The organism is Actinacidiphila rubida, assembly GCF_900110255.1.
GTDB lineage: Bacteria > Actinomycetota > Actinomycetes > Streptomycetales > Streptomycetaceae > Actinacidiphila > Actinacidiphila rubida.
This window is the reverse complement of record NZ_FODD01000019.1, coordinates 1-19,717: the sequence shown is the minus strand read 5'-3', so window position 1 is coordinate 19,717 and position 19,717 is coordinate 1. Positions and strand designations below refer to the sequence as shown.

Annotated in this window: 21 protein-coding genes; 9 read left to right on the top strand and 12 right to left on the bottom strand. The window is 74.7% G+C overall.

The genetic code is table 11. The features are described from left to right. The first annotated feature begins 78 nt into the window (after window positions 1–78). Complete coding sequence (locus BMW99_RS19635; protein WP_322899600.1) at window positions 79–510, top strand: WhiB family transcriptional regulator; 432 nt, start codon at window positions 79–81, stop codon at window positions 508–510. 118 nt (window positions 511–628) lie between these two features. Here the strand turns inward: BMW99_RS19635 and BMW99_RS19630 are convergent, their stop codons facing one another. Next, entirely contained in the window at window positions 629–1,567 is a 939-nt protein-coding gene (locus BMW99_RS19630) for a LysR family transcriptional regulator (RefSeq protein WP_069463039.1), read from the bottom strand. Between the two features lie 82 nt (window positions 1,568–1,649). Between BMW99_RS19630 and BMW99_RS19625 the strand changes: the two genes are divergently transcribed. From BMW99_RS19625 to BMW99_RS19600, 6 genes are all read left to right on the top strand, one after another. Next, window positions 1,650–2,708, top strand: a complete 1,059-nt coding sequence (locus tag BMW99_RS19625) for an aminotransferase class V-fold PLP-dependent enzyme (RefSeq protein WP_075017239.1) — start codon at window positions 1,650–1,652, stop codon at window positions 2,706–2,708. Between the two features lie 683 nt (window positions 2,709–3,391). After that, window positions 3,392–4,168 (top strand): GNAT family N-acetyltransferase, encoded by a 777-nt coding sequence (locus BMW99_RS19620; protein WP_069465051.1) that lies wholly within the window; start codon window positions 3,392–3,394, stop codon window positions 4,166–4,168. A gap of 2 nt (window positions 4,169–4,170) precedes the next feature. Beyond that, entirely contained in the window at window positions 4,171–4,845 is a 675-nt protein-coding gene (locus BMW99_RS19615; protein WP_069465050.1) for an MOSC domain-containing protein, read from the top strand. A 9-nt stretch (window positions 4,846–4,854) separates the two neighbouring features. Further along, entirely contained in the window at window positions 4,855–5,529 is a 675-nt protein-coding gene (locus tag BMW99_RS19610; RefSeq protein WP_069465049.1) for an MOSC domain-containing protein, read from the top strand. Window positions 5,530–5,567: 38 nt separating this feature from the next. Further along, window positions 5,568–6,368 (top strand): SDR family NAD(P)-dependent oxidoreductase, encoded by an 801-nt coding sequence (locus BMW99_RS19605; protein WP_069465048.1) that lies wholly within the window; start codon window positions 5,568–5,570, stop codon window positions 6,366–6,368. 95 nt (window positions 6,369–6,463) lie between these two features. Then, a complete protein-coding gene (locus BMW99_RS19600; protein WP_069465047.1) occupies window positions 6,464–7,168 on the top strand; it encodes an ester cyclase in 705 nt (234 codons plus the stop codon). Window positions 7,169–7,244: 76 nt separating this feature from the next. Here BMW99_RS19600 and groL read toward each other — a convergent pair whose 3' ends face one another. After that, complete coding sequence (gene groL / locus BMW99_RS19595; RefSeq protein ID WP_069465046.1) at window positions 7,245–8,867, bottom strand: chaperonin GroEL; 1,623 nt, start codon at window positions 8,865–8,867, stop codon at window positions 7,245–7,247. Between the two features lie 114 nt (window positions 8,868–8,981). Beyond that, window positions 8,982–9,290 carry a co-chaperone GroES gene (gene groES, locus BMW99_RS19590; RefSeq protein WP_075017238.1) on the bottom strand — a complete coding sequence of 103 codons (309 nt, stop codon included), beginning with the start codon at window positions 9,288–9,290 and terminating at the stop codon, window positions 8,982–8,984. Window positions 9,291–9,860: 570 nt separating this feature from the next. Between groES and BMW99_RS19585 the strand changes: the two genes are divergently transcribed. Beyond that, on the top strand, window positions 9,861–11,075 hold the full coding sequence (locus BMW99_RS19585) for a class I SAM-dependent methyltransferase (RefSeq protein WP_069467236.1): 1,215 nt from the start codon (window positions 9,861–9,863) through the stop codon (window positions 11,073–11,075). Window positions 11,076–11,112: 37 nt separating this feature from the next. On the opposite strand, the gene BMW99_RS19580 is transcribed toward BMW99_RS19585, so the two are convergent. The 5 genes from BMW99_RS19580 to tsaB all read right to left on the bottom strand — a co-directional run bounded on the left by BMW99_RS19580 (window position 11,113) and on the right by tsaB (window position 14,691). After that, entirely contained in the window at window positions 11,113–11,997 is an 885-nt protein-coding gene (locus BMW99_RS19580) for a polysaccharide deacetylase family protein (protein ID WP_069467235.1), read from the bottom strand. 83 nt (window positions 11,998–12,080) lie between these two features. Beyond that, window positions 12,081–12,374, bottom strand: coding sequence for a hypothetical protein (locus tag BMW99_RS19575; protein WP_069466050.1), 294 nt, complete (start codon window positions 12,372–12,374; stop codon window positions 12,081–12,083). 10 nt (window positions 12,375–12,384) lie between these two features. Next, window positions 12,385–13,539 carry a tRNA (adenosine(37)-N6)-threonylcarbamoyltransferase complex transferase subunit TsaD gene (gene tsaD, locus BMW99_RS19570; RefSeq protein WP_069466051.1) on the bottom strand — a complete coding sequence of 385 codons (1,155 nt, stop codon included), beginning with the start codon at window positions 13,537–13,539 and terminating at the stop codon, window positions 12,385–12,387. After that, on the bottom strand, window positions 13,532–14,005 hold the full coding sequence (gene rimI, locus BMW99_RS19565) for a ribosomal protein S18-alanine N-acetyltransferase (protein WP_176735631.1): 474 nt from the start codon (window positions 14,003–14,005) through the stop codon (window positions 13,532–13,534). Before rimI ends, tsaD begins: the two co-directional genes overlap by 8 nt. Before the next feature lie 20 nt (window positions 14,006–14,025). Beyond that, window positions 14,026–14,691, bottom strand: a complete 666-nt coding sequence (gene tsaB / locus BMW99_RS19560) for a tRNA (adenosine(37)-N6)-threonylcarbamoyltransferase complex dimerization subunit type 1 TsaB (RefSeq protein WP_069466053.1) — start codon at window positions 14,689–14,691, stop codon at window positions 14,026–14,028. A gap of 248 nt (window positions 14,692–14,939) precedes the next feature. On the opposite strand from tsaB, the gene BMW99_RS19555 reads away from it, so the two are divergent. Continuing rightward, window positions 14,940–15,476 carry a L,D-transpeptidase gene (locus BMW99_RS19555; RefSeq protein WP_075017237.1) on the top strand — a complete coding sequence of 179 codons (537 nt, stop codon included), beginning with the start codon at window positions 14,940–14,942 and terminating at the stop codon, window positions 15,474–15,476. 177 nt (window positions 15,477–15,653) lie between these two features. Here the strand turns inward: BMW99_RS19555 and BMW99_RS19550 are convergent, their stop codons facing one another. The 4 genes from BMW99_RS19550 to alr all read right to left on the bottom strand — a co-directional run bounded on the left by BMW99_RS19550 (window position 15,654) and on the right by alr (window position 19,372). Continuing rightward, on the bottom strand, window positions 15,654–15,884 hold the full coding sequence (locus BMW99_RS19550) for a hypothetical protein (RefSeq protein ID WP_075017236.1): 231 nt from the start codon (window positions 15,882–15,884) through the stop codon (window positions 15,654–15,656). A 547-nt stretch (window positions 15,885–16,431) separates the two neighbouring features. Next, window positions 16,432–17,016, bottom strand: coding sequence for a tRNA (adenosine(37)-N6)-threonylcarbamoyltransferase complex ATPase subunit type 1 TsaE (tsaE, locus tag BMW99_RS19545; protein WP_075017235.1), 585 nt, complete (start codon window positions 17,014–17,016; stop codon window positions 16,432–16,434). A gap of 11 nt (window positions 17,017–17,027) precedes the next feature. After that, window positions 17,028–18,212, bottom strand: coding sequence for an alpha/beta fold hydrolase (locus BMW99_RS19540; RefSeq protein ID WP_069467084.1), 1,185 nt, complete (start codon window positions 18,210–18,212; stop codon window positions 17,028–17,030). Next, on the bottom strand, window positions 18,212–19,372 hold the full coding sequence (gene alr / locus BMW99_RS19535; protein ID WP_069467083.1) for an alanine racemase: 1,161 nt from the start codon (window positions 19,370–19,372) through the stop codon (window positions 18,212–18,214). Before alr ends, BMW99_RS19540 begins: the two co-directional genes overlap by 1 nt. Window positions 19,373–19,717: the final 345 nt, after the last annotated feature.

The following is a 19,717-nucleotide window of genomic DNA, read 5'->3' as shown; positions in this document are numbered from 1 at the left end:
ACGACAGTAGATGTACGGTCGGAGACGGTCGGAAGATCGAGCTCCATGACCTTCACGCACGCTCCGAGGGGATGAGCAATGGCAGACTTCTCCCGCCTTCCCGGACCGAACGCCGATCTCTGGGACTGGCAGCTCGTGGCCGCCTGCCGCGGTGTCGACAGCTCGTTGTTCTTCCATCCCGAGGGCGAGCGGGGCGCCGCCCGGAGCGCGCGTGAGGCCGCCGCCAAGGAGGTGTGCATGCGCTGCCCGGTGCGCGCCGAGTGCGCGACGCACGCCCTGGCCGTACGCGAGCCCTACGGCGTCTGGGGCGGGCTCACCGAGGACGAGCGCGAGGCCATGATGGGCCGCTCGCGGAACCGGTCCGCCGACCGCGACGACGACGAGCGCGACGACCACGAGCTGGACGGGGATCTGGACCACGACGTGCACGCCGGCGGGCACCGCAGGCGCCGCGAGCACGCGTACGAGCACCGGGCCGAGTACCAGCACGGCCACGTGCTCTCCCCCTGAAAAATCGATTCTCCAGTCATCGCCGCACCGTCGCCCCGTGGCAGCACGGGGCGGCGCGGCTTGCGGCAGCGGAGGCCGGGCAGACGGACGCACGGGGTGGCGCGGCGGCGCCGCCCCGTCAGGCGTGAGCGGCGGCGTCCGGGCGGACGCCCTGCCGCAGGGCGGCGCGGGCCAGGCGGCCGAGCATCATGTCGACGGCCGGCACGTGCGCGAGGTCCGGCAGCGTCAGGGCGACGATCTCGCGCTCCACGGCCGGCAGCACCTCCACCACCGCGACGCCCTTGGGCCGCACCGACTCCAGCGCCAGCTGCGGCAGCACCGCGACGCCCAGGCCCGCGGCCACCAGGCCGACGACCGCCGGGTAGTCGTCCGTCGCGAAGTCGATCCGCGGGCTGAACCCGGCCCGCTCACACACCTCCACCAGATGCCGGCGGCAGCGCGGGCAGCCGGCGATCCACTCCTCCTCGGCCAGGTCGCCGATCGCCACCGGCTCCTCCCGCCCGGCCAGCCGGTGCCCGGCCGGGACCAGGCCGACCAGCCGGTCCGTGAGCAGCGGCCGGACCACCAGGTCCTCCCAGGACTCCTCGGACGGCGTCGGCAGGTCGACGTACCGGAACGCGAGCGTGATGTCGCAGTCGCCCGCGCGCAGCATGTCCACCGAGCGCGGCGGCTCGGCCTCCACCAGCGAGATCTTGGTGCCCGGGTGATGGGTGCGCATCTCCGCGACGGCGCTCGGCACGAGCGTCGAACTGCCCGACGGGAACGAGCCGAGACGCACCCGGCCGGCCCGCAGCCCGGCGATCGCGGCGACCTCCTCCTCGGCGGCGGTCAGCCCGGCGATGATGCCGGCCGCGTGCCGGACCAGGGCCTCGCCGGCCTGCGTCAGGCGCATCTCGCGGGGTCCGCGGACCAGCAGCGGGGTGCCGGCGCTCTGCTCCAGCGCCTTCATCTGCTGGCTGACGGCCGGCTGGGTGCAGCCGAGGTCGCGGGCGGCGGCCGAGAAGGAGCCGGTGCGCGCGACAGCGCGCAGCACACGAAGGTGACGGGCCTCGATCATCCCTCAACCATAAGCGGCGCTTAGGGGTACCTGGCAGTTTTTCGCAATGGACTTTGGGAGCGGGCGCGGCCACGCTGGGGCCATGGACGCACTCGCGGCGGCGGTCGTCGCCGAATTCCCCACGCTCGAACCGGGCTACCTGAACACCGCCACCCTCGGTGTGCCGCCGCGGCGCGCGGTGGCCGCGATGCGCGAGGCGACGGACGCGTGGGAGGCGGGCCGGCCCTCCTCCGACCGGTACGAGGCGGCGGTCGCCGCCGCGCGGGCCGCGTACGCGCGGATCACCGGCGTGCCGGTGGAGCGGGTCGCGCTCGGCGGGACCGTCGCCCAGGCCGTCGGCCTGATCGCCACGGGGTTGCCCGAAGGGGCCGACGTGGTCGTCGCCGAGGGCGACTTCAGCTCGCTCGTCCAGCCCTTCGCCGGGCGCGGCGGCCTCGACCTGCGGATCGTCCCGCTGGAGGCGGTGGCCGAGGCGGTCCGCCCGGGCACCGCGCTGGTCGCGGTCAGCGCCGCGCAGTCCGCGGACGGGCGGGTGGCCGACCTGGCCGCGATCCGCGCGGCGGCGGACGCGCACGGCGCGCGGGTGCTGCTGGACGGCACCCAGTCGGTGGGCTGGCTGCCGGTGGACGCCACGCTCTACGACTACCTCGTCTGCCACGGCTACAAGTGGCTGCTCAGCCCGCACGGAGCATGCTTCCTGACGGTCGCGGAGGGGGCCGAGGAGACGCTGTCCCCGGCGTTCGCCGGGTGGTACGCGGCGGACGACCCGTGGGCCTCCTGCTACGGCCCCGTCCCCCGGCTCGCCCCGGGCGCCCGGCAGTTCGACGCGCGCCCCGCGTACCTGTCCTTCGTCGGCGCGGCGGCGTCGCTCTCCCTCATCGAGGAGATCGGCGTCGCCGCGATCCACGCGCACGACGTGGCGCTGGCAGCGAGCCTTCGCGACGGGCTGGCCGGGCTCGGCCATGCGCCGATCGCCGGTGAGTCGGCGATCGTCGCCGTTCCCGGTATGCCGCAGGGCGCGGAGGCGCGGCTGGCCGCGGCGGGGATCCGCTTCTCCGCTCGCGCGGGTAACCTGCGGTTCGCTCCGCACCTCTTCACCACCCCCGCCGACATCGCCACCGCCCTGGCCGCGCTCTCCTGAACCTCCCTCCGGGGCCCAACGGGGTGTGCCTCCGGGGCTTGCTCGGCCAACGGGGTGCCCCCGGGGCTTGTTCCGGCCTGTGCCGCGCCGTCGTGGCTTGTCGCGTTGGGGGCACCTCCCGGCCGAAGGCTGGGGGACCCCGCGCCCCTGGCGGTGCACGTCCGTGGGTGGGGTCAGGGGCCACTCCGGGAGTGTCTCCTCGACCTTTGCATGGCGGCTTCTTCCAGATTGGTGGGCCGGGGCCTTGCAAAGCTCTGCGGGGACACACCCGGATCGTCCCCCTCCGGCCCGTCCCCGTCTGCGGGGGACATTGGCTGTGTCGATGTCCCCCGCCGCACGGTGTCTAAGCGGGAGGGGGTGGGGAGGAAGTGCTCCCCGCAGAGAAATGTGCGCGGCCCCCGGGCAAGTCGGTGGCGGTACCCGTATGCACATTTCCGAGGAGACGCTTCCGGAGCGCCCCCGACCCCATGGACAAAGGGCACGAAATTGGGGGCGCGGGGAACTGCGCGAGCAACCCACCACCGGCCGGGACACGGCAACGCACCGCAAGGGGCACCCCGGAAGCCGAGCCACCCACCGGCCGGTGGAAACGAGCAGGCCCCGGGGGCAACCCGCCGGCCGAACCCCGGGGGGCCCGAGGTAATTCCGTTGGTGGACGCAGCACTACGTGCTGCAATGCGGGGATGGACCACGCACACGTACTCGCCGAGTTCGACCGCCAGATGCGCCGCGACGCCGCACCAGAGGGCCCCGACGTGCACGTCGAACCCACCGCACGGGTTCGCCGGCACAGCGGCAGCGACTGGGCCGCCGTCATCTGGTCCGACCTCGACGAGACCACCGCGGACGCGGAGATCGACGCGCAGGTGACCTGGCTGTCCGGCCCGGAGGGCAAGGAGCTGGAGTGGAAGCTGTACGGCCACGACCGCCCCGCGGACCTCGGCGACCGCCTGCGCCGCGCCGCCTTCGTCGCGGAGCCGAGGGAGACGCTGATGGTCGCGGAGGTGGCCGCGCTGCCGCGGGACGTCCGGCTGCCGGACGGCGTCCGGCTGGAGACGGTGACCGACGCCGCCGGCGTCGCCCTCGTCGCGGCCGCCCACGAGGCGGCCTTCGGCACCAGCGCCGCCCGCCTGCACGCCCGCCTCCTCGAAGAGCTGCCGCGCACCGCGGACGGCACGCTGACACTGCTCGTGGCGATGGCCGGCGACGTGCCGGTGTGCTCGGCCCGGATGGAGGTCCATCCGGGCACGGACTTCGCGAGCCTGTGGGGCGGCGGCACCCGCGCCGAGTGGCGCGGCCGCGGCATCTACCGCGCGCTCGTCGTCCACCGGGCGGGCCTCGCCGCCACCCGCGGTATCCGCTACCTGCAGGTCGACGCCTCCGACGACAGCCGCCCGATCCTGAAGCGCCTCGGCTTCGCCGAGCTCAGCACCACGACCCCGTACCTCCGGGAGGGCTGACCGTGCCCCACGTCCTCAGCGTCAACGTCGGGCGCCCGCGGCCGAACCCGTGGAAGCGCCTGCCGTCGACCGGCATCGACAAGCAGCCGGTGGCTGGCCCCGTCGCGGTGACGTCCCCGGGGCCGAAGGGCACCGGCGCGGTGGGCCTGGCCGGCGACCGGGTCCATGACGTCCGCCACCACGGTGGCGACTACCAGGCGGTCTACGCGTACGCCCGGGAGGACCTCGACCACTGGGAAGGGGAACTGGGCCGCCCCCTGGCCTCCGGCGCGTTCGGCGAGAACCTCACCACCACCGGCATCGACGTCAACGCCGCGCTGATCGGCGAGCGCTGGCGGATCGGCTCGGTGCTGCTGGAGGTGTCGTGCCCGCGCATCCCGTGTGCGACGTTCGCCGGCTGGCTGGACGAGGAGGGCTGGCTGCGGACGTTCACGCGGGCCGTCCGCCCGGGCCCGTACCTGCGGGTCGTCGAGCCCGGCGAGCTCGCGGCGGGCGACGAGCTGACCGTGGAGTCGCGTCCGGACGACCGCCGGGTGACCGTCGCCGAGAGCTTCCGGGCGTTCACCTCAGAGCCGGAGCTGCTGCCGCTGCTGGCCGACCTGCCGGGACTTCCACCCGAGGACCACGAGGCGGTCCGGCGCCGGCTGTCCCGCACCCGGCCCGACGCGACCTCGTAAGGTGCACCCATGCCCCACGTGCTCTCCGTGAACGTCTCCCGCCCTATGGCCGTCCCCTACACGGACAGCGCGGGCGGCGTCACCGGCATCGACAAGCGCCCGGCGGACGGCCCCGTGCGGGTGGCCGCGCCGGGCCCGCGCGGCTCGGCCGGCGGCGGCCTGGCCGGGGACACGGTCTGCGACCTGCGCTTCCACGGCGGCGACGACCAGGCCGTGTACGCCTACGCCCGCGAGGACCTGGACCACTGGGAGCGGGAGCTGGGCCGGCCCCTGATGCCCGGGATGTTCGGCGAGAACCTCACCACCACCGGCATCGACGTCAACGCCGCGCTGGTTGGCGAGCGCTGGCGGATCGGCGAACACCTGGTGCTGGAGGTGACCTCCGGACGGATCCCGTGCCGCACCTTCGCCGGCCGGCTGGACGAGAAGGGCTGGGTGAAGCGCTTCACGCAGGCCGTCCGCCCCGGCCCGTTCTTCCGCGTCGTGGTCCCCGGGCCGGTCGCGCCCGGCGACCCCGTCACCGTGCTGTCGCGCCCGGACCACGAGGTGACCGTCGCGTTCCTGTTCCGCGCGATGACGACCGAGCCCGCACTGCTGCCGCGGGTGCTCGCCGCACGGGACACCCTCAACACGTCGTACCTCACGTCCGTCCAGGACCGGCTGTCCCGAGGCGTGGCGCGATAGCGCTCCCGCCCCCCGGGGGCGCGTCCTAGGCTTCGGCTATGACCACCTCACTGGTGACCGGCCCCACCGCGGGCATCGGAGCCGCGTTCGCCCGTCAACTGGCCGCGAAAGGGCATGCGTTGGTACTCGTCTCGCGCGACGAGGAGCGACTCGGGCGGACCGCGGACGAGCTGCGGGAGCGGTACGGGGTGGCGGTCGAGGTGCTGGCCGCCGACCTCGCCACGGAGCCGGGTATCGCGGCCGTCGAGGAGCGGCTGCGCGACGCATCCCGGCCGGTCGACCTGCTCGTCAACAACGCCGGCTTCGGCAACCGCGGCACGTTCCTCGTGGCCCCGATGGCCGACGAGCTGCGCATGCTGCGGCTGCACTGCGAGGCCGTGCTGCGGCTGACCGCGGCCGCCGCCGAGGGCATGCGGGAGCGCGGACGCGGCGCCGTCGTCAACGTGGCGTCGGTCGCCGCGTTCATGCCGCGCGGCACGTACGGCGCGAGCAAGGCGTGGGTGGTCCGCTTCACCGAGGGAGCCGCGCAGGAACTGCGCGGCAGCGGTGTCCGCCTCCTCGCGCTGTGCCCGGGCTTCGTACGGACCGAGTTCCACGCGCGGGCCGGCATGAACGCGGACGCGCTGCCCTCGTGGGCGTGGCTCGACGCCGACAAGGTGGTGGCGGCGGCCCTGCGCGACCTGGCCCGCGGCCGCACGGTCAGCGTGCCCGACCCGCGCTACAAGCTCGCCGTCGCGCTGGCCCGGCACACCCCGACCCGGATGTTCGCCGCCGCGTCCACCCGCACCGGCCGCCGCTACGACCCCAAGAACCCGCCGGGTCCGCGGACGCCCCGCTGAGGCGCCCGGCCGCGCTCCACGCCCCGGAGTCCACGTCGCGAACCGCCCTAAAATGGACAGGGGACAGGTGGACCGGCGTGGACCGAGGAGGCGCCATGACGTTCGTCCAGCTCATCGACTGCAAGACCAGCAAGTACGACGAAATGAACCGGCTCATGGACACCTGGGTCGAGGTCACGCGCGGCAGGCGCACCGCCACCCACGCGGTCGTCGGCAGGGACCGGGCCACCGACGGCCACTACGTGGAGATCGTGGAGTTCCCGTCCTACGAGGACGCGATGCGGAACTCCGGCCTGCCCGAGACCAGCCGGATCTTCGAGGAGATGGTCGCGCTCTGCGACGAGACGCCGACGTTCACCGACCTCGACGTGGTGCGCGACGAGCAGCTCAACAAGGACGCCGTGCGCAGCTTCCTGCTCGACACGTGCGGGCGCGACGAGCCGGCCGCGTACCGCGCGCTGTTCGCCGAGGACTACCTCGACCACGACATGGCCAAGGGCACCGAGACCCGCGGCGTCGACGCGTTCCGCGAGGAGACCCTCGGCTACCGCGACGCGTTCCCCGACTTCGCGTTCACCGTCGAGGACCAGATCGCCGAGGGCGACCGGGTGGCGACCCGGTGGACGTGGCACGGCACCAACACCGGCCCGCTGCGCGGCATCCCGGCGAGCGGCAGGACCGTCGACATGTCCGGCACCACCACGTTCGCCTTCCGCGACCGGCTGATCGCCGAGGGCTGGTGGCACTGGGACACGCTCGGCATGATGCGCCAGCTCGGCGTCGTCAGCATGCCGTCCTGACGGGCCCCGGCACGGGTGAGGCCCAGCGCCCCGAGGGGACGCCGGGCCTCAGGCCGCGGTGCGGAGCGCGCTCGCGTCAGTGCGAGTGGCCGTGGCCGTGACCGGCCTCGGCGGGCTCCTCTTCCTTCTTCTCGACGACCAGGGTCTCGGTCGTGAGCAGCAGGGAGGCGATGGACGCCGCGTTCTCCAGGGCGGAGCGGGTGACCTTGACCGGGTCGATGACGCCGGCCTTGACCAGGTCGCCGTACTCGCCGGTGGCCGCGTTGAAGCCGTGGCCCTTGTCGAGCTCGGACACCTTGGCGGTGATCACGTAGCCCTCGAGGCCGGCGTTCTCGGCGATCCAGCGCAGCGGCTCGACCGCGGCGCGGCGCACGACCGCGACACCGGTGGCCTCGTCGCCGGACTTGTCCAGGTTGCCCTCGAGCACCTTGACCGCGTGGACGAGCGCGGAGCCACCGCCGGAGACGATGCCCTCCTCGACGGCCGCACGGGTCGCGGAGATCGCGTCCTCGAGACGGTGCTTCTTCTCCTTGAGCTCGACCTCGGTGGCCGCGCCGACCTTGATGACGCAGACGCCGCCGGCCAGCTTGGCCAGGCGCTCCTGCAGCTTCTCGCGGTCCCAGTCGGAGTCCGTGGTCGCGATCTCGGCCTTGATCTGGCCGACGCGGCCGTCGATCTCGGACTTGTCGCCGGCACCGTCGACGATGGTGGTGTCGTCCTTGGTGACGGTGACGCGACGGGCGGAGCCCAGCAGGTCCAGACCGGCCTGGTCGAGCTTGAGGCCGACCTCCTCGGCGATGACCGTGGCGCCGGTCAGCGTCGCGATGTCACCGAGCATGGCCTTGCGGCGGTCGCCGAAGCCGGGCGCCTTGACCGCGACGGCGTTGAACGTGCCGCGGATCTTGTTGACGACCAGGGTCGACAGCGCCTCGCCGTCGACGTCCTCGGCGATGATCAGCAGCGGCTTGGAGCCACCGGCCTGGATGATCTTCTCCAGCAGCGGCAGCATGTCCTGGATCGAGGAGATCTTGCCCTGGTGGATCAGGATGTACGGGTCGTCGAGGACGGCCTCCATACGCTCCTGGTCGGTGACGAAGTACGGCGACAGGTAACCCTTGTCGAACGCCATGCCCTCGGTGAAGTCCAGCTCCAGACCGAAGGTGTTGGACTCCTCGACGGTGATGACGCCGTCCTTGCCGACCTTGTCCATCGCCTCGGCGATCAGCTCGCCGACCTGCTTGTCCTGCGCGGACAGCGCGGCGACGGCGGCGATGTCCTCCTTGCCCTCGATCGCGCGGGCGGAGGCCAGCAACTCGTCGGAGACGGCCTTGACCGCGGCGTCGATGCCCTTCTTCAGGGCGGCCGGGGAGGCGCCGGCGGCGACGTTGCGCAGGCCCTCGCGGACCAGCGCCTGCGCCAGCACGGTCGCGGTGGTGGTGCCGTCACCCGCGATGTCGTTGGTCTTGGTCGCCACCTCCTTGACGAGCTGGGCGCCCAGGTTCTCGTACGGGTCCTCGAGCTCCACCTCGCGGGCGATGGTCACGCCGTCGTTGGTGATGGTCGGGGCGCCGAACTTCTTGTCGATGACGACATTGCGGCCCTTGGGGCCGATGGTCACCTTCACGGTGTCGGCGAGCTTGTTGACGCCGCGCTCAAGGGCGCGACGGGCGTCCTCGTCGAACTTCAGAATCTTGGCCATGCCTGCGAACTACCTCGTCTTGTCGTCGTGTGTCACGGAAACCGCCCCGGGCCCGGCCTCAAGGACACGGACAACCCGGGGCGGGATCACGGTCGCGCGCTGGCGCCGTTGGACTTACTTCTCGACGATCGCGAGGACGTCGCGAGCCGAGAGGACGAGGTACTCCTCGCCGTTGTACTTCACCTCGGTGCCGCCGTACTTGCTGTACAGCACGACGTCGCCGACGGCGACGTCGAGCGGCAGGCGGTTGCCGTCCTCGAAGCGGCCCGGGCCCACGGCCAGGACGACGCCCTCCTGGGGCTTCTCCTTGGCGGTGTCCGGGATGACCAGGCCGGAGGCCGTGGTCTGCTCGGCATCGAGCGGCTGGACCACGATGCGGTCCTCAAGCGGCTTGATGGCAACCTTGGTGCTGGCGGTCGTCACGATCCGACCTCCCCCTTCAAAGGGCTCACGGGAGTGTCTGTCAGGGTCGGCGACCTGGTAGGCCCGTCGTCGCGGGTGCCGGACCTGCCCGTCGCTGAGTGCTGGCACTCAGCAGGGCCGAGTGCCAGGGTCGAGACTAGGACGGTCTTAGCACTCGGTCAAGCGGAGTGCCAGGCGCGCGACAAGGTGTCGCCCCGCCCCCGGCCCCGCCCTCCCCCGGGCGAGGGCCGCCTCCCGACGCGGAGTGCGCCTCCCGGCGCGCGGAGTTCGCCCTCCACGGGCACCGGTTCGCCCTTCCCTGACGCCGGTTCGCCCCGTGCGGGCGACGGGGAACGTTCCAGGGGGCAGAGGTTCCCCCGGCCTTCGGCCGGGAGGCGCAGGTGCCCCCGCGCGAGCGATCGGCCACCGGCCGGTGGTCCGGGGCGGACCGGGCTGCTCCCTCGGGCCGGTGGCGATCCGGCGCACCCGCGACGGCTGGTCGCGTTGGGGGCACCTCCCGGGCGGGGCCTGGGGGACCTCGCGCCCCTGGGGGCCTGCACCCCTGTGCGGGGCTTCGGGGAGAATGGGGGCGTGGACGTGGAGGAGTTCGGAGCGCTGCTCGGGGAAGAGGGGCAGGCGCTCCTCGCCGGCCTGGAGGGGTACGACCCCCCCGACGAGCTCGCGGCAGCGACCCGGCTGCGCCGGGAGCACCCGGCGCCGCTGGTGTCCGCCGCCCTCGGCCAGGCCCGCCTGCGGCAGCGCGCCGCCGCGAAGTTCGGCGCGGACGCCGCCCGCATGTACTTCACGCCGGACGGCGTCGAGCAGGCGACCCGCACCACGGTCGCCACCCACCGCGCCGCCCGCTTCCGCGCCGCCGGCGTCCGCCGCCTCGCGGACCTGTGCGCCGGCGTCGGCGGCGACGCCATCGCGCTGGCCCGCGCCGGAATCTCCGTACTCGCCGTCGACCGCGACCCGCTGACCTGCGCGGTCGCCCGCGCCAACGCGGCGGCCCTCGGTCTCGCCGACCTCGTCGAGGTCCGCTGCGCGGACGTCGCCGACGTCGACACGTCCGGCGCCGACGCCGTCTTCGTCGACCCGGCCCGCCGCGGCCGCGCCGCCGGCCGCCGCATCTTCGACCCCGAGGCCTACTCGCCGCCGCTGTCGTGGGCGGTGGCCGCCGCCCGCACCGCACCGGTCGCCGCCGTGAAGGTCGCACCCGGCATCCCGCACGACGCCGTCCCGGCCGACGCCGAGGCCGAGTGGGTCTCGGACCGCGGCGACGTGAAGGAGGCCGCGCTGTGGTTCGGCACGTCCCCCGGTGCCGTCACGGCGACGCTGCTGCCGTCCGGGGCCGCCCTGAGCGGCGAGGGCGCCCTGCCGGACGCGGTGGTCCGCGCGCCGGGCCGGTTCCTGTACGAGCCGGACGGCGCGGTCATCCGCGCGCACCTGGTCGCCGCGGTCGCCGAGCAGCTCGGCGGCGGCCTGATCGACCCGACCATCGCCTACGTTACGGCCGACGACGCCCGCCCCACCCCGTACGCGACGGCGTACGAGCTCACCGACGTGCTGCCGTTCAACCTCAAGCGGCTGAAGGCGCTCCTGCGCGAGCGCGAGGTCGGCACGCTCACCGTCAAGAAGCGCGGCTCCGCGGTCGAGCCGGAGGAGGTGCGGCGCCGCGTGAAGCCGCAGGGCCCGAACGCGGCGACGGTGTTCCTGACCCGGGTGGACGGCGCGCCCTCGATGCTGCTGGGCCGGCCGGCCGCGGTACCGGCAAGGGCGACGACGGCGGCCGACCAGCGGGCCTGACGGACCGTCGGACAGGGTCAGCCGCGGTCAGCCGCGGTCAGACGTAGTCCTCCAGGCGGGCCACCGTGTAGCCCTGCCGGGCGATCTCCCGCAGCATGTTCCGGACCATCACCGTCATCGTCTCGCCCTTGAGTTCGGACGGTCCGCGGAAGTGGGCGAGGATGATGTCGCCGGGGTGGAACCGCTTGCCGGGGTCCTGGAACGCCACCTTCTTGATCTGCATGGACTCGCGCCACAGGATGATCGCCCGCAGGCCCCCGCAGGACTGCGCGGCGGTGCGCGTCGCGGCGTCGTACGCGCCGTAGGGCGGGCGGAAGAGGCCGGGCCGGGTGCCGTACTCGCCGGTGAGCCGGGTCTGCTGGCCGCAGATCTCGGAGCGCTGCTGCGCCAGGCTCCTGGTGCGCAGGTCGGGGTGGGTGAGGGTGTGGTCCTCTATCGAGTTGCCCAGGGCCTGCAGCGGGCGGAAGTAGCCGTAGTCGTTCTTGATGATCGCGTCGGTGAGGAACATCGTGAACGGGATCCGCAGGTCCCGCATCATGTCCACGAACTTCGGGTCCTTCTCGGCCCCGTCGTCGAAGGTGACGAAGACGATCTTCTGCTGGGTGGGTATCCGGCTGACCACGGGTATCTGCGGGCCGCCGGTGTGCACCGGCTTGACGGCGGGCGGTGCGGGCGGCGGCGGGAGCAGCGGTATGCCCCACTTCCGGAACGCCGCCGCCCGGTTGGGGACGGGCGCCGCCTTTCCGCCGCCGCTGCCGGGCGCCGCGCTCGCGGACGGGCCGCCCGAGGGGCTCCGCGAGCCCGTGGAGCCGGACGAGGACGGTCCCGCGCAGCCCGCGGCGGCGAGCAGCCCGCCCACCGCGAGAGCCGTGAGGGCGGCGCGGAACCGCCGCGGTCGGGGACGCATGACAGTGACACGCATGGAAGGAGCGCCTACCTCGGAGCCGGACGCGCTGGACGGGAGTGAGTGCGCTGCCCGGCGAGACCGGTCGCCGGGCAGCGCACTCACTCCGGGTGATGCGTGTTTCGGTCCGCAGGTTCCACCGACACCGACACGAACCGCCAGCGGTGCACTCCGCGGCGCACCAACTCCTGCGGCGGGTCGGCCAGTTCGGGCAGTTCCGCCGCGTACGGCGCGTCCCACCAGGTGATCACCAGGACCCGGTCGCCGGGCGCCGTCAGGAACTCGCGGCGGGCCGGTTCACCGGGCAGCGCCGCGGCCTGCCCGCGCGCCCAGGACAGCAGCGCGGCGCCGCGGCCGTCGGCCGCGGCGGCCTCCCACATCAGGGTGACGGTCATCCGGGGACGTTCATCCGTAGAGGTTGTCCTTGCTCACCTCGTGCACGTGGTCGTGCCCGTGCGCGTGGTCGTGCGCGTGTCCCGCACCGGCGCCGGCGGGCACCGGCGCGGGGTGCTGGGCGTAGCCCGGCACGGAGATCTCGGTGACCGGCAGCGAGGAGTCGGCGGGCAGGTCGAGGGTGGAGGCGGCGCGGCCGCGGGCGACCATCTCGGCGCCGAGCGCGGCGACCATCGCCCCGTTGTCCGTGCACAGCCCCGGCCGCGGCACGCGCAGCCGGATGCCCGCGTCGGTGCAGCGCTGCTCGGCGAGCGCGCGCAGCCGGGAGTTGGCGGCCACTCCCCCGCCGATCATCAGGTGGTCGACGCCGTGGTCACGGCAGGCGCGGACCGCCTTGCGGGTCAGCACGTCCACCACGGCCTCCTGGAAGGACGCGGCGACGTCGGCGACCGGCACGTCCTGGCCGTCCCGGCGCCGCGCCTCGACCCAGCGGGCGACCGCGGTCTTCAGCCCGGAGAAGGAGAAGTCGTACAGCGGGTCCCGGCCGCCGGTCAGGCCGCGCGGGAACGCGATGGCCCGCGCGTCGCCCTCGCGCGCGTAGCGGTCGATGACCGGGCCGCCGGGGAAGCCGAGGCCCAGCACCCGGGCGACCTTGTCGAAGGCCTCGCCCGCCGCGTCGTCGATCGTCGCGCCGAGCGGGCGGACGTCGCTGGTGATGTCGGGCGCCAGGAGCAGCGAGGAGTGGCCGCCGGAGACCAGCAGCGCCATCGTCGGCTCGGGCAGCGCGCCGTGCTCCAGCTGGTCGACGCAGATGTGGGAGGCCAGGTGGTTGACGCCGTACAGCGGCTTGCCGAGGGCGTACGCGTACGCCTTCGCCGCCGACACCCCGACCAGCAGGGCGCCGGCCAGGCCCGGGCCCGCGGTGACGGCGATGCCGTCCAGGTCGCGGGCGGTGACGCCGGCCTGCTTCAGGGCGCGCTGGATGGTGGGGACCATCGCCTCCAGGTGCGCGCGGCTGGCGACCTCGGGGACGACGCCGCCGTAGCGCGCGTGCTCGTCGACGCTGGAGGCGACGGCGTCGGCGAGCAGGGTGTGCCCGCGCACGATGCCGACACCGGTCTCGTCGCACGAGGTCTCGATGCCGAGGACAAGGGGTTCGTCAGCCATGGATTTCCTCAACGGTGTTCAGTGCCGGGTCGGCGAGCCGCATGACCAGCGCGTCCACGTTGCCCGGCTGGTAGTAGCCCTTGCGGACGCCGATCGCCGCGAAGCCGAACCGCTCGTAAAGGCGCTGCGCCCGCGGGTTGTCCACCCGGACCTCCAGCAGCACCTCGTGGCACTCGGCGGCGGTCGCGGCCCGGAGCAGCTCGGTCAGCAGGCGGGCGCCCAGGCCGGTGCCCCAGTGGTCGCGGGCGGCGGCGATGGTCTGCACGTCGCCGGTTCCGGCGATCGCGGCGAGCCCGGCGTACCCGACGAGCCGCCCGGCACCGTCCTCGGCGACGAGGTAGGTGCGGCTGGCCGCCGGGTGCCCGGTGTCGGCGAGTTCGGACCAGAACATGCCGCGCGACCAGGCGTCCTCGGGGAACAGGTCGTGTTCCAGCGCGAGTACGCCGTCCAGGTCCCACCAGCGCATGTCCCGCAGGACGGCTTCGGTCACGTCGGCAGTACCGCCTTGTAGCCGGCGGGCACCTGGGCGTCGGGCCGCCGCAGGTACATCGGCAGCACGGGCGGGAACGTCCCGCCGGTGGCGAGGCGGTGCACCGCGACCGCGGCCAGCGCGCCGGCCGACTGGTGGGCGGGGTCGGAGCGGTGGTCGGTGAAGACCGCCGGGTAGAGGGCCGCTCCGGCGCCGACCGAGGGCAGGGTGGCGACCTCGGCGGGCAGGTCGCCGGGACGGTCCACGGCCGGCTCGGTGACCCGGCGCGCGGGGCCGTCGTAGCGGGCCCAGTAGACCTCCTTGCGCCGCGCGTCGGTGGCCACGGTGAAGGGACCTTCGAGGCCCGCCTCGCCGGCCGCCCAGGCGAGCCCGTCGAGCGTGCACACACCGTGCACCGGCACGTCCAGCGCGTCGCCGAACGACGCCGCGGTGACCAGTCCGACCCGCAGCCCGGTGTAGGGGCCCGGGCCGACGCCCACGACGACGCCGGTGATGTCGGCCAGCGCGTGGCCGGCGGCGGCCATCACGCGGTCGACGGCGGGCACCAGCAGTTCGCCGTGCCTGCGGGCGTCGATCACGGTGGACTCGGCGAGCACCCGCTCCCCGTCGTGGAGGGCGGCGGTGACGGCGGGCGTGGCGGTGTCGAAGGCAAGCAGCAGCACGCCCCCAGGGTACGGCGCCGGATGCGGCCGCACGGGTGGCGGGAGGGGGTCGCCAGGCCTGTCGGAAGAGTGCATTTCGCCTGATAGCGGTTCACAGCGGGCGGGCACGGGGAACGGCGGTGCCGACCGGACGGCGCCCGGCCGCGGCCGGAGGGCCCGTTTCCCGCGCGGCCGCGGGCCGGCGCGCCGCCGTTCCGTCCCCACACCGGCAGAGGCGCCGCAGCAGGCGCGGACCCGAGGGAGCTCTCATGGCACGGTTCACCCCCGGCTTCGTGGTGGCCGGGGTCGCCGCCACGGCCCTGGCCGTCATCACCGGGCTGACCGCGGTCGCCGCCGAGTCGGCGCCCGCCAACCCCTATCTCGCCGGCCGCCGGGCGGCCGGCTCCGGCGTGACCGCGTGCGGGCACGCGGGCGTGCCGGCCGACTGCGGCTCCGGGATGCGGGTGGTCTACAGCATCGCCGGGGAACGGGTGTGGCTGGTCAGCGGGGCCGAGCGGGTGGTGCGCAGCTACCCGGTGCGCTCCGGCGACCCGGCTCCGCCGCTCGGCACCCACCAGGTCTTCGCGCGGGCCGCGCACGGCATGGGCGGGGACGGCGCGCCCGTGGAGCACGTGGTGTTCTTCGCGCAGTCCGGCGACACCAACATCGGGTTCAGCGCGGCCGTGGGCGCCGCGAAGGGCAAGGCGGCCGCGCAGCCGGGGTCCGCGATCCGGGAGAGCCGGGACGACGGCACCGCGCTGTGGCAGTTCGCGACGATCGGCACGGCCGTCGAGGTCGTGTCCTAGCGACGGCGCCGCGGGGACGCCGGAGGCGGCGCGGACGCCGGGGGCGGTGTCGCCGGTGCCGGCCGGGAGTCACCGCCGCCACTCCCGCCTCGGCCGGCCGCCTGAGCCGACCCCGGGCGAACCCGGGGCGGAAAATCACCCGTCCGGGTGAGCGGGAGCGGGCGTGTCGAGCGGCCGTCAGGCCGCGTCGCGCCCACGTGACGGCTCGGCGGGCGCGGGCGCGCCGGCGGCGGGCGGTTCCGCCGGCCCGTCCGCGGGCGGCGTGGAGACGGTGCGGGCCGCGGCACAGGACGCCAGAAGATCGCGGACCGACGGGGTGGCGTCACGGCTCGCGCCGGGTGCGGTCACGGGCCGGACGGGCGGGACGGGAGCGTCGTGGTGCTGGTCCTGCGGCTCGTGGGCCGACATGCGCGCCTCCCCATGCAGACGAAGTTAGGCAGCCCTAACCAGGTGCCCGTACCAGCAGACCACGGCCGCCCACCCCCGCGCAACATGTTCCCGACACGCTGTCGGCGCACCCGCCCGCGACAGGCCGCCCCCCTGATGAAGGACCCGAAAGGCCCCCCCGGACCCCCCGCCCCCGGCCCGGGCGGGGACGGGGGCTCGGAGCGGCCCCGGAGACGGCCGCAGAGCTGGCCCGGGGAGGCGGCCGCAGAGGGCTGGGGCGGGCCGCGGACCGGTCGCAGGCGTGGGCCCGGCGAGCCGTTCGAAGGTGGCCGATCGAGCGGTCGGGGACCGGCCACTGGCTGGCCTCTGCCCGGCCGCAGGCGAGGCCACAGACCGGCCACGGACCTGCCGACGGACGTGGGCGCAGACCGGCCGCAGACCGGCCACAGAGGGCCGCGGGGTGGCCGCGGCCGGCGGCAGGCGCGGCCACGGGACGGCCGCGGCCGAACCACGGGCGTGGGCGCGGACCGGGCGCAGGTGCAGGACCGGTCGGCGGCCCAGCCGGGGGTCAGCCCTCGAGGGTGGTCAGGTCCTCCTGGGCCCAGCGGGGGCCGACACCGGTGACCGTCACCTCGCGCACGTCGTCCGCCGAGGGCGCCGCGTCCGCGGCACCGACACCGCCGTCGGCGGACGCCCCGCCGTGGGGCCCGCCGATGGTGCGGGAGATCACGACCTGCAGCCGGGCCTCCGACAGCTCCTCGACCTTGCCCTCGCCCCACTCCACGACCACCACCGACTCCGGCAGCGACACGTCGAGGTCGAGGTCCTCCATCTCGTCGAGGCCGCCGCTCAGGCGGTAGGCGTCGACGTGGACGAGCGCGGGGCCGCCGGTCAGCGACGGGTGGACGCGGGCTATGACGAACGTCGGCGAGGTCACGGCCCCGCGCACGTTGAGGCCCTCGCCCAGGCCCCGGGTCAGCGTGGTCTTGCCGGCGCCCAGCTCACCGCTGAGCAGGACCAGGTCGCCGGGCGCGAGCAGGCCCGCCAGCCGCTGGCCCAGCTCCCGCATGCGGTCGGCGGTGCGGACGGTGATGCGGACGGCCGGAACGTCTTCGGCGGTACCCGCGGGGTACCGGTCGTGCGGAGTGCCCATATTGGCGAATGCTACGCGTCGACCGTGCCCGTCAGCTCCCGAAGGCGCGACGGGACCGGCGCGCTCACCGTGTCCGCGGCCTCCGCGATCACCCGGGCGAGCGCCGCGTTCACCACTTCGGGTCGCTCCATCAGGACCAGATGGCCCGCACCCGGAACCAGCACGAGTTCGGCCTCGGGCAGCCGTTCGGCTATCTCGGTGCTGTGCGCGCTCGGCGTGAGCAGGTCCTTGTCGCCGGCCAGCACCAGACCCGGCAGACCCTCCAGCACCGCCAGCGCGTCGGCCTTCTCGTGCTCGGTGAACGCCGGGTAGAACTCGGCGACCACGTCGATCGGCGTGGCCTCGATCAGGCGCTCGGCGAACCGGGCGACCACCGGGTCGACGTCGTCGGCGCCGAACGAGTAGCGCTTGATGATCCCCGCGAACAGGTCCGCGGTCGCCCGGCGGGTCCGCTCCACCAGGTCCACCTGGCTGCCCAGCATCCGCAGCACCCCGGGCGCCACCGCCCGGAACGCCCGCGCGCCGGCCGCCGGCAGCCCGAACGTCACCGCCGCCAGCTTCCCCGCCGACGTCGACACGAACGCCACGCCCGCGACCCGCTCCGCCACGTACGCGTGGAACTGGTCGGCGAACGCCATCACCGTCATACCGCCCATCGAGTGGCCCACCAGGACCACCGGGCCCTCCGGCACCGCCGCGTCGAGCACCGCCTTCAGGTCGCGGCCCAGCTGGTCGATGCTGACCGGCTTGCCGTCGGCCTGGTCGTGGCCGTGCTCGCTGCGGCCGTGGCTGCGCTGGTCCCAGAACACCGTGCGGACCGCGCCGCGCAGCGCCGCCCGCTGGAAGTGCCAGGCGTCCTGGCTCAGGCAGTAGCCGTGCGAGAAGACCACCGTCACCGGCAGCGGCGCCTGGCGGCCCCGGCCGCCGCGCAGCCAGCCGCGCTTGGGGCGCTGCGGCTCGGCCGGCACCTCCACCTCGTCGATCTCGAAGTACAGCTCCGTGCCGTCCTCGGCGACCGCCGTGCCCGGCGTGCCGCGCAGGCCGCCGTACGAGCCGGCCGCGTCCAGCGCCAGCCGCGCCTTGCGGCGCACCCCGCGGCCGACGGTCACCCGCTCGATCGCCACGCCCGCCGCGGCGCCCGCGGCCACCACGCCGATGGCCGCACCCACCAGGCCGGCCCGTTTGACGTCGACCATCAGCGCGCGCCGGCGTAGACGCGCGGCACCCGGGCGCCGATCCGGGTGACGATCTCGTACGCGATGGTGCCGCAGGCCCGGGCCCAGTCCTCCGCGGTGGGCTCGCCGCCGTCGCCCGGCCCGAACAGCACCGCCTCGTCGCCCGGTGACGCGAGGTCACCGCCGAGGTCCACCACGAACTGGTCCATCGCCACCCGTCCCGCCACCGTCCGCAACTTCCCGGCCACCAGCACGGGGCCCGCACCGGACGCGTGCCGGGGCACACCGTCTGCGTACCCCAGCGGCACCAGCGCAAGCGTGGTCGCCCCGGGCGTCACGTAGTGGTGCCCGTAGCTGACGCCGTGGCCGCCCGGCACCTGCTTCACGCTGGCCAGCCGGGCGGCGAGCGTCATCACCGGGCGCAGCCCGAAGTCCTCCGGCCCGGCGGTCTGCGGCACCGGCGAGATCCCGTACATCGCGACACCCGGCCGGACGAGGTCGTAGTGCGCCTCCGGCAGCGTGAGGGTGCCCGGCGAGTTCGCGATGTGCCGCACCTCGGGCTCCAGGCCCGCGTCCTCCGCCTGCGCGACGGCCGTGCGGAAGACGGCGAGTTCGCGGGCGATCGACGGGTGGCCGGGCTCGTCGGCGCAGCTGAAGTGCGCCCACACCCCCGTGACGGTGATCAGCCCGTCCCGCTCCGCCTGCCGCGCCGCGCGCACGAGGTCCGGCCACTCCGCCGGCTGCGCGCCGTTGCGGCCCAGGCCCGCGTCGATCTTCAGCTGCACCCTGGCCGGGCGGTTCGCCCTGCGGGCCGCGTCCGCCACCTCGGCGAGCGCCCACCGGGCGCTCACGGTCACGTCGATGTCCGCCTCGACGCAGTCCTGCCAGGGGCCGCCGGGCGTCCACAGCCAGCACAGCATCCGGCCGCCGAGGCCGGCGGCGCGCAGCGCCAGCGCTTCCTCGGGTGTGGCCGCGCCCAGCCACTGCGCGCCGGCCTCCAGGGCGGCGCGCGCGCACGGGACCATGCCGTGGCCGTACGCGTCGGCCTTCACCACCGCCATGAACGCGGCGGTGGGGGCCTTCGCCCGGAGCGCGGCCACGTTCGCCCGGAGGGCGTCCAGGTCGATCCGGGCCCACGCTCGGCGCGCCTCCGGGGCGCGCGGTGTCTCGTTCGCGTTCACGTCGTTCCGTTCCGTCGCTCCCGCCCAGTCTCTCAGCCCTTGCGCTGCGCGCTGCTTTGCCCCGTCTTGCTCGCGCCAGGGGGTCTGGGCCTCCGCGGCCCCCTGCGGCCCCCTGCGGGGCCTGTCCTGCCCCTTGCGCGCGCGTCGCTGTCCACCGGCCGGTGGTGGGTTGCTCGCGCAGTTCCCCGCGCCCCTTCGGCATCCGGGGTGCCCCCGGGCCGCCCTGCCCGTCGCACGGTTCGTCGTGGCTTGTCGCGCAGTTCCCCGCGCCCCTGATATGCGTGCCCTTTGTCCGTGGGGTCGGGGGCGCTCCGGAAGCGTCTCCTCGGAAATGTGCATACGGGT

Coding starts and splice junctions, on each gene's coding strand:
- BMW99_RS19635 (WP_322899600.1), top strand. CDS start 79: ATGGCAGACTTCTCCCGCCTTCCCGGACCGAACGCCGATCTCTGGGAC.
- groL (WP_069465046.1), bottom strand. CDS start 8,867: ATGGCCAAGATTCTGAAGTTCGACGAGGACGCCCGTCGCGCCCTTGAG.
- BMW99_RS19555 (WP_075017237.1), top strand. CDS start 14,940: ATGGCACGGTTCACCCCCGGCTTCGTGGTGGCCGGGGTCGCCGCCACG.
- tsaD (WP_069466051.1), bottom strand. CDS start 13,539: ATGGCTGACGAACCCCTTGTCCTCGGCATCGAGACCTCGTGCGACGAG.
- BMW99_RS19580 (WP_069467235.1), bottom strand. CDS start 11,997: ATGCGTGTCACTGTCATGCGTCCCCGACCGCGGCGGTTCCGCGCCGCC.
- BMW99_RS19605 (WP_069465048.1), top strand. CDS start 5,568: ATGACCACCTCACTGGTGACCGGCCCCACCGCGGGCATCGGAGCCGCG.
- rimI (WP_176735631.1), bottom strand. CDS start 14,005: ATGCGCTGGTGGGACCTGGACGGCGTACTCGCGCTGGAACACGACCTG.
- BMW99_RS19630 (WP_069463039.1), bottom strand. CDS start 1,567: ATGATCGAGGCCCGTCACCTTCGTGTGCTGCGCGCTGTCGCGCGCACC.
- BMW99_RS19620 (WP_069465051.1), top strand. CDS start 3,392: ATGGACCACGCACACGTACTCGCCGAGTTCGACCGCCAGATGCGCCGC.
- tsaE (WP_075017235.1), bottom strand. CDS start 17,016: ATGGGCACTCCGCACGACCGGTACCCCGCGGGTACCGCCGAAGACGTT.
- BMW99_RS19575 (WP_069466050.1), bottom strand. CDS start 12,374: ATGACCGTCACCCTGATGTGGGAGGCCGCCGCGGCCGACGGCCGCGGC.
- BMW99_RS19625 (WP_075017239.1), top strand. CDS start 1,650: ATGGACGCACTCGCGGCGGCGGTCGTCGCCGAATTCCCCACGCTCGAA.
- BMW99_RS19540 (WP_069467084.1), bottom strand. CDS start 18,212: ATGGTCGACGTCAAACGGGCCGGCCTGGTGGGTGCGGCCATCGGCGTG.
- BMW99_RS19610 (WP_069465049.1), top strand. CDS start 4,855: ATGCCCCACGTGCTCTCCGTGAACGTCTCCCGCCCTATGGCCGTCCCC.
- BMW99_RS19600 (WP_069465047.1), top strand. CDS start 6,464: ATGACGTTCGTCCAGCTCATCGACTGCAAGACCAGCAAGTACGACGAA.
- BMW99_RS19550 (WP_075017236.1), bottom strand. CDS start 15,884: ATGTCGGCCCACGAGCCGCAGGACCAGCACCACGACGCTCCCGTCCCG.